General features: G+C 61.3%; 10 protein-coding genes and 1 pseudogene. 10 read left to right on the forward strand and 1 reads right to left on the reverse strand.

The annotated features are described in order from the left end of the window. The 10 genes and pseudogenes from ACEN8R_RS09315 (at position 1) to ACEN8R_RS09360 (ending at position 13,483) form a co-directional block, all read left to right on the forward strand. Entirely contained in the window at positions 1-423 is a 423-nt protein-coding gene (locus ACEN8R_RS09315) for an AprI/Inh family metalloprotease inhibitor (RefSeq protein ID WP_018926003.1), read from the forward strand. Between the two features lie 212 nt (positions 424-635). Next, positions 636-2,423 (forward strand): type I secretion system permease/ATPase, encoded by a 1,788-nt coding sequence (locus tag ACEN8R_RS09320; protein ID WP_495624772.1) that lies wholly within the window; start codon positions 636-638, stop codon positions 2,421-2,423. Next, complete coding sequence (locus ACEN8R_RS09325) at positions 2,420-3,769, forward strand: HlyD family type I secretion periplasmic adaptor subunit (RefSeq protein WP_111453380.1); 1,350 nt, start codon at positions 2,420-2,422, stop codon at positions 3,767-3,769. Before ACEN8R_RS09320 ends, ACEN8R_RS09325 begins: the two co-directional genes overlap by 4 nt. A 2-nt stretch (positions 3,770-3,771) precedes the next feature. Beyond that, complete coding sequence (locus ACEN8R_RS09330; protein ID WP_495624773.1) at positions 3,772-5,136, forward strand: TolC family outer membrane protein; 1,365 nt, start codon at positions 3,772-3,774, stop codon at positions 5,134-5,136. Positions 5,137-5,316: 180 nt separating this feature from the next. After that, positions 5,317-5,820, forward strand: a pseudogene (locus tag ACEN8R_RS09335) (S8 family serine peptidase); the annotation flags it as partial. After that, positions 5,708-6,073: an autotransporter domain-containing protein gene (locus tag ACEN8R_RS09340; protein ID WP_495624774.1), complete on the forward strand. Its 366-nt coding sequence runs from the start codon at positions 5,708-5,710 to the stop codon at positions 6,071-6,073. The pseudogene ACEN8R_RS09335 and the gene ACEN8R_RS09340, both read left to right, overlap by 113 nt. 66 nt (positions 6,074-6,139) lie before the next feature. Further along, complete coding sequence (locus ACEN8R_RS09345) at positions 6,140-9,187, forward strand: autotransporter domain-containing protein (RefSeq protein ID WP_495624775.1); 3,048 nt, start codon at positions 6,140-6,142, stop codon at positions 9,185-9,187. 23 nt (positions 9,188-9,210) lie between these two features. Further along, positions 9,211-10,908, forward strand: a complete 1,698-nt coding sequence (locus tag ACEN8R_RS09350; protein WP_495624776.1) for a polyurethane esterase — start codon at positions 9,211-9,213, stop codon at positions 10,906-10,908. Positions 10,909-11,005: 97 nt separating this feature from the next. Then, complete coding sequence (locus ACEN8R_RS09355; RefSeq protein WP_495624777.1) at positions 11,006-12,859, forward strand: polyurethane esterase; 1,854 nt, start codon at positions 11,006-11,008, stop codon at positions 12,857-12,859. 258 nt (positions 12,860-13,117) lie between these two features. Beyond that, positions 13,118-13,483, forward strand: coding sequence for a hypothetical protein (locus ACEN8R_RS09360; RefSeq protein ID WP_019579005.1), 366 nt, complete (start codon positions 13,118-13,120; stop codon positions 13,481-13,483). 258 nt (positions 13,484-13,741) lie between these two features. On the opposite strand, the gene ACEN8R_RS09365 is transcribed toward ACEN8R_RS09360, so the two are convergent. After that, positions 13,742-14,668, reverse strand: coding sequence for a 2-hydroxyacid dehydrogenase (locus tag ACEN8R_RS09365; protein ID WP_026286404.1), 927 nt, complete (start codon positions 14,666-14,668; stop codon positions 13,742-13,744). Between the last annotated feature and the right edge of the window lie 33 nt (positions 14,669-14,701).

The raw sequence follows: 14,701 nt of genomic DNA on the forward strand, positions 1-14,701 counted from the left end.
ATGACCCAGAACGCTTTTACCTGCAAAACAACCGCGTGGCTGTTAGCGACGCTGATGATGTTTCTTGGAGAAGTAGCCATGGCAAGCAGTCTGAAATTAGCCGATCCGTCGGAGCTCGCCGGCAAATGGCAAGCCATTTTGAATACCGCGCAAGACTCGCCCGAGTCCCAGGCGCTGCAGGACAAACCGTCGAATGTCTGCACGATAGAGCTTAAATCGGACCAGACCCTGGGTGAGGGGGCCGATTGCTTCAGTGCCTGGCTGAACAAATCGGCGATGGGCTGGTTCCCGGAGCCGGACGGCATTGCCGTGACCGGGGAAGAAGGCTCAAGAATTGTGTTTTTCAGCCGACAGCATGAGGGGCTTTATAAAAGCACCTTGAAGTCGGGGCTGATTATTACGCTCACGCGCGCAGCGCAATAAGCGAAAGGCGTCGGACCGACGACAGGTACTGAATATAAAGACCGTTGTTGCAGTTATAAGCAGCAGATCAATAACCAAGACTCTTTAAAGTCCACAAAGAGTTGTTATTAATCTGTCAGCAATAACCGGCAAAAGAATGTCTCGACCCGTGTGCGGACAGTTAATTGGAACCTTGCCAAGTGAGGCGAGGTTTAATACCTCAGGAAAAACCAATGAAGATGGCGAAGAGCCCGGCCACCGCACCGTTATTCAAGGCACTGGGCGACTATAAGAGCATCTTGATCAGCGTCGGCTGCTTTACCGCATTGATCAACGTTCTGATGTTGGTCCCGTCGATTTATATGCTCCAGGTTTATGACCGGGTGCTGTCGTCGCAAAACGAAACCACACTGGCGATGTTGTCGCTGATGGTGGTCGGGTTCTTCGCCTTCATCGGGTTGCTGGAGACTGTGCGCAGTTTCATCGTCATCCGTATCGGCAGCCAACTGGAGCGCCGTCTCAACCTGCGGGTGTATCAGGCTGCTTTCGAGCGCAACCTGTTCAAGGGTGAGGGCAACGCCGGGCAATCCCTGGGCGACTTGACCCATATTCGCCAGTTTGTCACCGGTCCGGCGCTGTTTGCCTTCTTCGATGCGCCATGGTTTCCGGTCTATCTGTTTGTGATTTTCCTGTTTAACGTCTGGCTCGGCGTATTGGCCACCGCAGGGGCGGTGCTGCTGATCGGGCTGGCCTGCCTCAACGAGGCCATGACCAAAAAGCCTTTGGGCGAAGCGGCAGGGTTTTCCCAGAAATCCAGCCAACTGGCCACCAGTCATCTGCATAACGCCGAAACCATTCAAGCCATGGGCATGCTTGGTGCATTGCGCAAGCGCTGGTTCGGGGTGCACTCGCGTTTTCTCGGCCTGCAGAATCAGGCCAGCGATACCGGCGCGGTCATCAGTTCCTTGAGCAAAACCCTGCGCCTGTGCCTGCAATCCCTGGTCTTGGGGTTGGGCGCCTTGCTGGTGATCAAGGGCGACATGACCGCCGGGATGATGATCGCCGGCTCCATTTTGATGGGCCGGGTGCTGAGCCCCATCGATCAGTTGATTGCCGTGTGGAAACAGTGGAGCGGCGCCAAACTCGCGTACCGCCGCCTCGACGCCTTGCTGCAAGCCTTTCCTGCGAGTGACGAGGCCATGGCGCTGCCGGCGCCGAAAGGCCAGATCACGTTCGAGCAAGTCAGCGCCGGCCCGCCGGGGCAGCGGGCAGCGACCTTGCACATGGTCAATTTCAACCTCGGCGCCGGCGAAGTGCTGGGCGTGCTCGGGGCTTCCGGCTCCGGCAAATCGACCCTGGCGCGGGTGCTGGTCGGCGTCTGGCCGACGCTGGGCGGCACGGTGCGCCTCGACGGCGCGGACATTCATCGCTGGAACCGCGACGACCTCGGCCCTTACATCGGCTATCTGCCCCAGGACATCGAATTGTTCAGTGGCAGCATCGCCGAAAACATCGCCCGATTCCGTGAGGCAGACCCGCAAAAAGTCGTCGAAGCCGCGCAACAGGCTGGCGTCCATGAATTGATCCTGCGCATGCCCCAGGGCTACGACACCGTGCTCGGCGAAAACGGCAGTGGTTTGTCCGGTGGCCAGAAGCAACGCGTGGCCCTGGCTCGTGCGTTGTACGGCCATCCGAGCCTGGTGGTACTGGATGAACCGAACTCCAACCTCGATACCGTCGGCGAAGCGGCACTGGCCGGCGCCATCGCACACATGAAGGCCCGGGGCACCAGCGTGATTCTGGTCACCCATCGTTCTTCGGCCCTGGCCCAGGCCGACAAGTTGCTGGTGCTCAACGAAGGTCGCTTGCAAGCCTTCGGCCCAAGCCAGGACGTGCTCAAGGCGCTTGCCGGCAACCAGTCAGGCGCTCAGGAACCACAACGTGAAAAAGCCGCGCAGGCACCGGGCGGGCTCAGCATGAGCCGGCAGTACCAGCCCACGACCAGGAATTCGGGTGTATGAGCAGCACACGCATGAACAACGACAGCGAAGCGACGATGGAACACGACTACATTGCCGAACGCCCTGAGCGTGACGCCCGTTTCTTCGCCCGCATGGGCTGGATTCTGGCGATTGTCGGCGCCGGCAGTTTTTTCACTTGGGCGAGCCTCGCGCCGCTCGATCAAGGCATCCCGGTGCAAGGCACCGTGGTGGTCTCGGGCAAGCGCAAAGCCGTGCAATCGATGAGCAACGGCGTGATCAGCCAGATTCTGGTGCGTGAAGGCCAAGTAGTGAAACAAGGCCAGCCGCTGTTCCGCCTCGACCAGACCCAGGTCGCGGCCGACGTGCAATCGCTGCAAGCGCAATACCGCATGGCGTGGGCCAGCCTGGCGCGCTGGCAGAGTGAACGGGACAACCTCAAACAGGTGAATTTCCCCGCTGAGCTGAGCAACGATCCCGACCCCCGCCTGGCGTTGGTGCTTGAAGGCCAACGGCAATTGTTCAGCAGCCGTCGCGAGGCGTTTTCCCGTGAGCAAGGCGCTTTGCGCGCGAACATCGAAGGCGCCAGCGCGCAACTGGCCGGCATGCGCCGCGCGCGCACTGACCTGACGGCCCAGGCCAGTTCCCTGCAACAACAGTTGAGCAATCTGCAGCCCTTGGCAGACAACGGTTACATCCCGCGCAACCGCTTGATGGAATACCAGCGTCAGCTGTCGCAAGTGCAGCAACAATTGGCAGAGAACACCGGCGAAAGCGGGCGGGTGGAGCAGGGCATCCTCGAATCCCGGCTGAAGCTGCAACAGCACAGCGAGGAATACCAGAAGGAAGTGCGCAGCCAACTGGCCGACGCGCAGCTCAAAAGCGTGACCCTGGAAGAGCAACTGACTTCCGCCGGCTTCGACCTGCAACACAGCGAAATCGTCGCCACCGCCGACGGCATTGCGGTCAACCTTGGGGTTCATACCGAAGGCGCGGTAGTACGCCAGGGCGAAAACCTGCTGGAGATTGTCCCGCAAGGCACCAGCCTGGAAGTGGAAGGGCACTTGCCGATCAACCTGATCGACAAGGTCGGCACGCACTTGCCGGTGGACATTCTGTTCACCGCGTTCAACCAGAGCCGTACCCCGCGAGTGCCGGGCGAAGTCAGCCTGATTTCCGCCGACCAAATGGTCGATGAGAAAACCGGTGCGCCGTATTACGTGCTGCGCAGCAGCGTCAGCGATCAGGCCATGGAAAAACTCAACGGCCTGGTGATCAAGCCTGGCATGCCGGCAGAAATGTTCGTGCGCACCGGTGAGCGTTCACTCCTCAACTATCTGTTCAAACCGCTGCTCGACCGGGCAGGCTCCGCGTTGACCGAGGAATAAGGATGTTCGGTTGTATGAATAAGCTTTCCCTGCTCGCAGCGACCCTGGCCTTGCTGACGTGCAACAGCGCAATGGCCATGGGGCCGTTCGACATCTACGAGCAAGCGTTACGCAATGATCCGGTGTTCCTCGGTGCCATCAAGGAGCGCGATGCCGGCCTCGAAAACCGCGACATCGGCCGCGCCGGGCTATTGCCGAAGCTGGGTTACAACTACAACAAGGGGCGTAACTCCTCCAAGGTCACGCAACTGAATGCCCGCGGTAACAGCCAGAGTGAAGATCGCAACTACAGCAGTTACGGCTCGACCCTGACCCTGCAACAGCCGTTGCTCGATTACGAGGCTTACGCTGCGTATCGCAAAGGCGTGGCGCAATCGCTGTTCGCCGATGAAAACTTCCGTGGCAAGAGCCAGGAACTGCTGGTTCGCGTGCTGGAGAATTACACCAAGGCGCTGTTCGCCCAGGACCAGATCGACATCGCGCGCGCGAAGAAAAAAGCCTTCGAGGAGCAGTTCCAGCAGAACGAGCAGATGTTCCGCCAAGGGGAAGGCACGCGCACCGACATCCTCGAAGCCGAGTCACGTTACGAGCTGGCGACCGCCGAGGAAATCGAGGCGCGGGACGAACAGGATGCGGCTCTGCGGGAACTGGGCGCCCTGGTGGGTGTAGCCGCCATCGACATTGGCGACCTGACGCCACTGGATCAGAACTTCCAGACCTTCACCCTGCAACCGGCCAACTACGACACCTGGCACGAGATGGCGGTGGCCAATAACCCGAACCTGGCTTCCCAGCGCCAGGCGGTGGAAGTGGCGCGCTATGAAGTCGAACGCAACCGCGCCGGGCACCTGCCGAAAGTCAGCGCCTACGCCTCGATGCGCCAGAACGAATCGGAAAGCGGCAACACCTACAACCAGCGCTACGACACCAACACCATCGGTATTGAAGTCAATGTGCCGCTGTACGCCGGTGGCGGCGTCTCGGCCTCGACCCGGCAGGCCAGCCGCAACATGGAACAGGCTGAGTACGAGCTGGACGGCAAGACCCGGGAAACCTTGATCCAGCTGCGCCGCCAGTTCAGCGCCTGCCTGTCGGGGGTCAACAAGCTGCGCGCTTATCAGAAGGCCCTGACCTCGGCCGAAGCGCTGGTGGTCTCGACCAAACAAAGCATTCTGGGCGGCGAACGGGTCAACCTCGACGCATTGAATGCCGAACAACAACTATTTACCACCCGCCGGGATCTGGCGCAGGCACGCTACGACTATCTGATGGCCTGGACCAAGTTGCATTACTACGCGGGCACCTTGAACGAACAGGATCTGGCCAAGGTGGATGAGGCGTTCGGCCAGGGCGCGAGGGCACAGTAGCCGTTAGAAAACAGTGTGGCGAGGGAGCTTGCTCCCGCTGGGCTGCGAAGCAGACCCAATGGCGGTTGCTGCGCAACCGAACGGGAGCAAGCTCCCTCGCCACAGAATCACAGCAACACGTCGCCCCTGGGACCGGGGCCTAGAACTCTAAAAACGCCAAGAAAGCGAGATTTCATGCACATGGACGTACAGATCAAGCCGATGTCGGTCGGCACGCTGCTGCTCTTGATTTCATCAGCGCCGGGTTCGGCCCTGGCGCAGTACCTGGAAACCGGCACCCTCGGTGACCCGGCCAGTTGGCGTTCGGCGGAGTTCCAGCGCGATTGGGGCCTGGGGCGGATGCAGGCCGATCAAGCCTATGCCGCCGGCATCACCGGCAAAGGCGTAAAAATCGGCGCGCTGGATTCCGGTTTCGATTCCAGTCATCCCGAATTCGCCGCCGACCGTTATCACGCGGTGACGGCCAGCGGCAGCTATGTCGATGGTTCAGCGTTCAATATCGACGGCACGCTCAACGCCCACAACGACTCCCACGGTACCCACGTCACCGGCACCATGGGCGCGTCCCGGGATGGCAGCGACATGTACGGCGTGGCGTTCAACGCACAAATCTACGTCGGCAACACCAACAAGAACGACAGTTTCCTGTTCGGTCCCAACCCCGACCCGCGCTACTTCACAGCTGGACCTGAGCGGCAGCCTCGGTTGGCAGCACAACCTGAGCAACACCAATTCCGAAGAACACCTGGTGTTTGCCAGCGGTGGCGCACCGTTCGCGGTGCAGAGCTCGCCGCTGGTTCGTGATGCGGCGCTGGTGGGTGCCCATGCCAGCCTGGTCTTGAGCCGGGACATTCGGTTGAACCTCGATTACACCGGCCAACTGGCCAGCCGCGAGAAGAGCCATGGGGTAGGGCTGAGTCTCAATTGGCAGTTTTAGTAGCAGGACAAGACACGCCTTTGAAGGCCCAAGGATCTTTGCAACACAACTAAGGACGGTAGCTTGATGGATAACAAGTACAACAAACTTGCCTTGCTCTGTGCACTGGCAACCCTGGGCACCGCACACGCGGCACCCTACGTGGAAAACGGCAGGGTCGGTGACCCGAACAGTTGGCGCAGCGCGGAGTTCAACGCCGACTGGGGGCTGGGGGCGATCAACGCTCAGGATGCCTATGCGGCCGGTTACACCGGCAAAGGGGTGAAACTGGGGATCTTCGACCAGCCGGTCTACGCCTTGCACCCGGAGTTTTCCGGGGCCAACAAGGTAATAACCCTGGTCACCAGCGGCATCCGCGAGTACACCGATCCGTACATTCCGGTCAAAGCCGGGGACGCCTTTCTCTATGACGGTTCGCCTTCAGTAGGTTCCAACGGCAAACTCGGCGCCCACGGCACCCACGTTGGCGGGATCGCCGCGGGCAGTCGCGATGGCGGACCGATGCACGGCGTCGCCTTTGGCGCGCAAATCATCAGCGCTGACAACGGCGACCCAGGCCCGGAAGACGGCATCATCCGTGGCAACGACGGCGCGGTGTACAAGGCCGGCTGGGACGCCCTGATCGCCAGCGGCGCGCGGATCATCAACAACAGCTGGGGCATCGGCATCACCGACCGCTTCGACCTCGGCGGCCGGGACCCGGCGTACCCGCACTTCACCGTGCAGGACGCGCAACTGCAATTCAACGAAATCCAGACCTTGCTCGGGACCAAACCCGGCGGTGCCTACGACGGCGCCATTGCGGCGGCCCGCAGCGGCATCGTCACGATCTTCGCCGCCGGCAACGACTACAACCTCAACAATCCGGACGCCATCGCCGGCCTCGGTTACTTCGTCCCCCAGATCGCGCCGAACTGGATGACCGTCGCCGCGTTGCAGAAGAACCCGGACATCAACAGCCCCGACCTCTACACCATCAGCACCTTCTCGTCGCGCTGCGGCTACACCGCGAGTTTCTGCGTGTCGGCACCGGGCAGCCGCATCTATAGCTCGATCATCAGTGGCACCAACGCCGATAACCTGACCACCGGCTACGCCAACTACAACGGCACCTCGATGGCGGCGCCGCACGTTGCCGGCTCGGTGGCAGTGTTGATGGAACGCTTCCCGTACATGACCGGCGCGCAAGTTGCCAGCGTGCTGCGCACCACCGCCACCGACCTCGGCGCACCCGGCGTCGACGCACTGTACGGCTGGGGCATGATCAACCTGCGCAAAGGCATCGATGGCCCGGCGATGTTCGTCACCGAGCAGGACATTCCCGAGGAGTTCCGCATCAACGGCGCCTACGGCTCCAGCCAGTTTGTCGCGGACTTGCCGGGTATCGGCGCGACCATCGATGCTGGCAAACCCACCGAGCGCGTGTGCAATGACGTGCATTGCGGGCTCGACTATTGGCGTAACGACATTTCCGGCCATGGCGGCCTGACCAAGCAGGGCATCGGCACGCTGGTGCTGACCGGCGCCAACACCTACACCGGCCCGACCCTGGTCAATCAGGGCCGATTGGCGATCAACGGTTCGCTGCTGTCGGCCGTCACCGTCAACAACAGCGGCATCCTTGGCGGTAACGGCAGCATCGCGGCACTGACCGCGAAAAGCGGCGGTACTGTAGCCCCCGGCAATTCCATCGGCACCTTGCAGGTGGCGGGCGACGTGACCTTCGAACCTGGTTCGACCTACGCCGTAGAACTGTCGCCCACCAGCAGCGACCGGATCATCGCCGGCGGCAAGGCGATCATTGACGGCGCAACGGTCAGCCTGTCGCTGGAAAACAGCCCGACGCTGCTGACCACCGGCGAGGCGAAAACCCTGCTCGGCAATCAGTACAACATCCTGCAAGCGGCCGGCGGAATCGAAGGGCGCTTCGGAGCAGTGCTGCCGGATTACCTGTTTATCGGTGGCACCCTCGACTACGCGGCCAACGGCATTCAACTGGCCGTCGAGCGTAATGCGACGTCCTTCACCAGCGTTGGCCAAACCCCGAACCAACGCGCCGTGGCCGCTGCTGCCGAGCAACTGGGCGCAGGCAATCCGCTGTACGAAACCCTGCTGCTGTCGCCGACCGCCGCTGTCGCGCAACAGGCGTTCCAGCAGCTGTCTGGCGAGATTCATCCGGCGATCGGCACGCTGCTGATCAACGACAGCCACTACCTGCGCGATGCCGTCGGCGACCGTTTGCGCGAGCATGATCTGTTCGACGCCGGCGCACCGACCGATGACCGCAGCAATGCCTGGCTCAAAGTGCTCGGCGCCTGGGGCAAGAGCGATGGCGGGCATGACAACGCCAGTTCCAACAGCTCCATCGGCGGGCTGCTGGCCGGTGTCGATGGCTTGATCACTGAACATACGCGCTTGGGTTTCGTCACTGGTTACAGCGACAGCTCATTGAGCATGGGCGATGGCACGCACTCTTCAGCTTCGGTCGACAGCTATCACTTGGGCGCCTACCTGGGCCATGAGATCGACGCGCTGCGCCTGAGTGTCGGCGGCGCTTACAGCTGGCATCGCATCGACGTCAAACGCGACCTGCAATTCGGTGACGTCAGCGGCAAGCAGAAATCCAAACGCGATGCGACCACCGCGCAACTGTTCACCGAAGCAGCCTATCGCCTGGACCTGCAACCGCTGGCACTGGAGCCGTTCGCCAACCTGGCCTACGTGCATTTGAACAGCGACAGCTTCAGCGAAAAAGGTGATGCCGCCGCACTCAAGGGCGGTGAAAACAACCGCGATGCGGTGCTCTCGACCCTCGGCCTGCGGGCGAGCAAAGCCATTGCGCTGTCCGACCAGCATCAGTTGGAACTGTCCGGCACGCTCGGCTGGCAGCACAACCTGAGCAGCACCCGTTCCGAAGACCACCTGGCCTTCGTCAACGGCAACACCGCGTTCAGCGTGCAAAGCGTGTCGATGGACCGCGATGCCGCGGTGGTCGGCGCCCGTGCCGGACTGGCGCTGGGCCGCGATACCCGTTTGAACCTGGATTACAACGGGCTGCTCGGCTCCCGGGAAAAAGACCACGGTGTGGGCCTGACCCTGGACTGGCAGTTCTGATTTGACGCAAAGGAAGCCACAGCATGGGACTGTTTGATTACAAAAATGCCGGCAGTGCGGCCGGCAAGGCGTTGTACTCCGACGCGATCGCGCTGACGCTCTACGCGTACACGCCCATCGGCCAGCCACTGCCAGCGACCGCTTGGGCGCCGATTGGCGCGGCAGCCCTGGGCTATCAGGGCAAGGTGGGGCCTCAAGGCACCTTCTATGGCGAGAAGGACGGTTTCACCAGCGCCGAAGCCGAAATCCTCGGTAAATACGACGGGGCAGGGCAGCTGATCGGCCTCGGCATTGCGTTCCGTGGCACTGGCGGCCTGGGTTACAGCGACACCTTCGGCGACATGAAAAACAACCTGCTGGCCGCGGTCGGACCGGCGGATTACGCGAGCAACTACGCGAAAAACGCCTTCGATACCTTGCTCAAAAGCGTCGCCGCGTTTGCCATCGCCCACGGCCTGAGCGCCAAGGACGTGCTGGTCAGCGGGCACAGTCTCGGTGGGCTGGGGGTCAACAGCCTGGCGGAGTTGAGCGGCAATAACTGGGGTGGTTTCTTCAAGGACGCCAACTACATCGCCTTTGCCTCGCCGACCCAAAGCGCCACCGGCAACAACGTGCTGAACATCGGTTACGAGAACGACCCGGTGTTTCGCGTGCTCGACGGCACCACTTTCAGCAGTGGCTCGCTGGGCAAGCACGACGGTCATCAGGATTCGGCGACCAACAACATCGTCAACTTCAATGACCAGTACGCGTCCACCGCGCAGAACCTGGTGCCGTTCAGCATCCTCAACCCGCTGAACTGGTCGGCCCATGGCTCGTTGGGCTATGCCGACGGCTTGAACCGGGTGATCGACTCGCGCTTCTACGACCTCACCGACAAGGACTCGACGCTGATCGTGTCCAACCTGTCGGAGTCGTCCCGAGGCACCACCTGGGTCGAAGACCTGGGCCGCAGCGGCGAGCCCCACACCGGCAGCACGTTCATCATCGGCACCGACAGTAATGACTGGCTCAAGGGCGGCGCCGGCAATGACTTCATCGAAGGTCGAGACGGTAACGACCGGTTCCGCGATGACGGCGGCTACAACCTGCTGCTGGGCGGCAAGGGCAGCAACACCTTCGAGCTGCAGAAGCCGTTGCAGAACTTCAGCTTTGCCAATGACGGCGACGGCACCCTGTATGTGCGCGACGCCTACGGCGGCATCAGCATGACCCGCGACATCGGCGCGCTGGTGAGCAAGGAATCGGGCTCGTGGTGGGGCAGCAAGGAGGTGACCTACAACGTCACCGCCAATGGCTTGCTCAATGGCACGGAACTGACCCACTACAACCATTCGCTCAACGGCGATGCCTTCAGCAACACGCTGGTGGCCAGCGTCGACGGTGACTGGCTGTTCGGCAATGCCGGCGACGACCTGCTGCGCAGCGATAAAAGCCATGTGACCTTCGTCGGCGGCACGGGCAATGACGTGATGCATACCTCGGGAGGCGGCAACACCTTTTTGTTCAGCGGCGCCTTCGGTTTCGACGCGATCAATGGCTACCAGGGCAGCGACAAACTGGTGTTTATGGGCGTCCAGGGCGCGGGGCAGGGCTATGACTACACCCAGCACGCTTCACAGGCCGGCAACGACACGGTGCTGAAGATTGGCGATTACGCCGTGACGCTGGTGGGGGTGGGACTGGATAACCTGTCGGCTTCGGGGATTACGTTTGCGTAAAGGCGGCATGCACTAGAGGCTCCGGGGCGCCTCGTGATCGAGGCGTCCTGGCTGTGAGCTATCTCTGACAATTCCAACAAAGAGAGAGGCAATAGCAATGGGTGTGTATGACTACAAGAACTTCGGCGCAGCAGACTCCAAGGCGTTGTTCAGCGACGCCATGGCGATCATGCTGTATTCCTATCACAACCTCGACAACGGTTTCGCCACCGGTTACCAGCAAAACGGTTTCGGCCTGGGCTTGCCGGCCACCCTCGTGACCGCGCTGATCGGCGGCACCGACTCCCAGGGCGTGATTCCCGGCATTCCCTGGAACCCCGATTCGGAAAAGGCCGCGCGCGACGCTGTGCAAAAGGCCGGCTGGACCCCGATCACGGCCACGCAACTGGGCTATGACGGCAAGACCGACGCTCGCGGAACCTTCTTCGGCGAGAAGGCCGGTTACACCAGCGCGCAAGTGGAGATCCTCGGCAAGTACGACGCCCAGGGTCATCTCACGGAAATCGGCATTGCCTTTCGTGGCACCAGCGGCCCAAGGGAAATCCAGATCGGCGATTCCATCGGTGATGTGATCAACGATCTGCTGGCGGCGCTCGGCCCCAAGGATTACGCAAAAAACTATGCGGGCGAAGCCTTCGGCAATTTGCTCGGCAAAGTCGCGGCGTTTGCCCAGGCCAATGGCCTTGCGGGCAAGGACGTGCTGGTTAGCGGCCACAGCCTCGGCGGATTGGCGGTCAACAGCCTGGCGGACTTGAGCAGCGAAAAATGGTCCGGGTTCTATCAGGATTCCAACTACATCGCCTACGCCTCACCGACCCAAAGCAGCAGCGACAAAGTGCTGAACATCGGTTATGAAAATGACCCGGTGTTCCGCGCGCTCGATGGCTCGTCGTTCAACCTGGCTTCGGTGGGCGTGCACGACGCTCCCAAGGATTCAGCGACCGATAACATCGTCAGCTTCAACGACCACTACGCCTCGACGGCGTGGAATGTGTTGCCGTATTCCATCCTTAACATTCCTACCTGGATCTCGCACTTGCCCACCGGTTACGGCGACGGCATGACCCGGGTGCTGGAGTCCAAGTTCTACGACCTGACCAGCAAGGATTCGACGATCATCGTCGCCAACCTCTCGGACCCGGCGCGAGCCAACACCTGGGTCCAGGACTTGAACCGCAACGCCGAAACCCACAAAGGCAGCACCTTCATCATCGGCAGCGACGGCAATGACCTGATCCAGGGCGGCAAGGGCAACGACTACATCGAAGGCCGCGACGGTAACGACACCTTCCGCGACAGTGGTGGCTACAACATCCTGTTGGGCGGCAAGGGCAGCAACGTGCTGGACCTGCAACAGTCGGTGAAGAACTTCGTCTTCGCCAATGACGGTGTCGGCAACCTGTACGTGCGCGACGCCAATGGCGGCATCAGCATCACCCGCGACATCGGCAGCATTGTCACCAAGGAACCGGGGTTTCTCTGGGGCGTGTTCAAGGATGATGTGACCCACAGCGTCACCGCCAATGGCCTCACTGTCGGCAGCAACCTGACCCAGTACGCCTCGAGCGTGAAGGGCACCACCGGCAACGACACCCTCAAGGCCCATGCAACGGGCGACTGGTTGTTTGGCCTGGACGGCAACGACCACTTGATCGGCAGCGCCGGCAACGATGTGTTTGTCGGCGGGGCGGGTAATGACCTGATCGAGTCGGGCGGCGGGATTGATACTTTCCTGTTCAGCGGCGCGTTTGGCCAGGACCGGGTGGTGGGTTATCAGGCCAACGACAAACTGGTGTTCCTCGGGGTTCAGGGCGTTGCGCCAAACGACGACTTCCGCGCCCATGCCACGGCGGTGGGGCAGGATACGTTGCTGACGTTTGGCAGTGATTCGGTGACCCTGGTAGGCGTTGGGCTGGACAGTTTGTCCAGCAGCGGCATTGTGATCGCCTGAGGGTGAGGCGGCGCCGGTAAGGGCCTCTTCGCGAGCAAGCTTCGCTCCTACATTGGAATCCATTTCCCCTGTAGGAGCGAGGCTTGCCCGCGAAGAACGATAACGCGGTAATCCTGCCTGTCCCCGTGACTCACTGGCCACTCCCGGACTCCAATACCTGCCTCAACAGCAACTGGCCCTAAAGCATCAGCCCATCCACGCGTTATCCTTATGACGCCGGTGCTGCATGCCGCCATTGAGTACAGGAGATTTTGCAACGTGAGTAACAGCAAGAGGTATACCTTCGGTCTGGCGCTGGCCTTGTTATCGGCAGCCGCCGCCGCAGAACTGCCTCAGAGCTCGATTCTGACCCGTTACGGGGTCACTTCCGATCAACTGCCGAAACCGGCAGCCACCGAAACCGCCAAACCCGTCGAAGAAAAAAGCCGCTTCCAGCTCCAGCCGGAACAGCCCTGGGTGACCGTGCGCCTGGGCGACGGCAAACAACCGGAGAAGACTGGCAATATCAGCATCGACCGTTCGATGCAGCAGGAACTGGAACGCTGCCAGCGCATGCAGGAACAACTGATCCGGCGTGGCGGGCAATACATTTCCTGCGATAACAGTATTCCGGGCACCCACTAAACCTATTAATGCCGGACAATTAAGCCGTAATGCGATCTGTAGCAGCTGTCGAGCTTGCGAGGCTGCGTTCGGCTGCGAAGCAGTCGTGAATCCGGCTAACGCGGTCTGCCTGATGCACCGCAATGTCTGGTTTTACGACTGCTCTGTAGCCGAACGCAGCCTCGTAAGCTCGACAGCTGCTACGGCGAACGCACAAAGAGTGCGTTGCGGCTGAACTGACCGGCATTAGCCCCTGAGCGCCCGTTACTGCATCGGCGCTCAATAACCCTGCGCGCGATCGATCTCACCGAGCATCGGCTCCCCCCGTTGATGCCGGCGGATGTTTTCCAGCAACACCCCGAACGCGCTTTCCGGCTGGGTCATCGCGGCGATATGCGGTGTCAGCAGAATCTGCGGGTGGTGCCAGAACGGATGATCTACCGGTGCCGGTTCCTGTTGCAGCACATCAAGGACTGCGCCGCTCAAGTGCCCGCTGTCCAGCGCTTCCAGCAGATCCTCTTCGATCAAATGCCCACCACGGCCCATGTTGATCAGCGCCGCGCCCTTGGGCAGTTGCTCAAACAGGTTGCGATCAAGAATGCCCTGGGTCTGTTCGGTCAGCGGCAACACACACAACAGAATGTCGCACTGGCTGAGGAACGCCGACAGTTGCGCGTTGCCGGCATAGCAATCGACCCCCGGAATGTGATGGGCACTGCGCGCCCAGCCGGACAAGGCAAAGCCCAGCGGTTGCAAGGTCGCCAGAATCTGCTGCGCCTGGGCGCCGAGCCCCATGACCCCGACCCGACGTTTGGCCGCCGGTTGCAACAAGTGCGCCTGCCAGCAGCGGGCCATTTGTTGCTGGCGGTAGCGCAGCATGTCGCGGTGCAGGCTGAGTACGGCAAAAGTCGCGTATTCGCACATGCCACGGGTGATGCCCGGATCCAGCAGACGCACCACCGGCAAGCTCGCCGGCAAGCGACCGAGGTCGAGTTGATCGACGCCGGCGGACAAGGCAAACAGCACTTGCAGATTCGGCAGCACAACGTCGAGATCGTCAGGTGCCTGCCACGCGGCCAGGTATTGAATGTCCTTCGGGTCGCCGATGTCCGGCCAGGCGCGCCATTCGATATCCGGGGCGTGTTCGGCAAACAGCGCTTGCCACTGTTTGCCGCGCACAGGGTCAGCTTTATACAGCAGGGCCATGGGCATTTCCTGAAAGGTGAAGGGGCTGCTCAT

The organism is Pseudomonas sp. Pseusp15 (genome assembly GCF_059492165.1).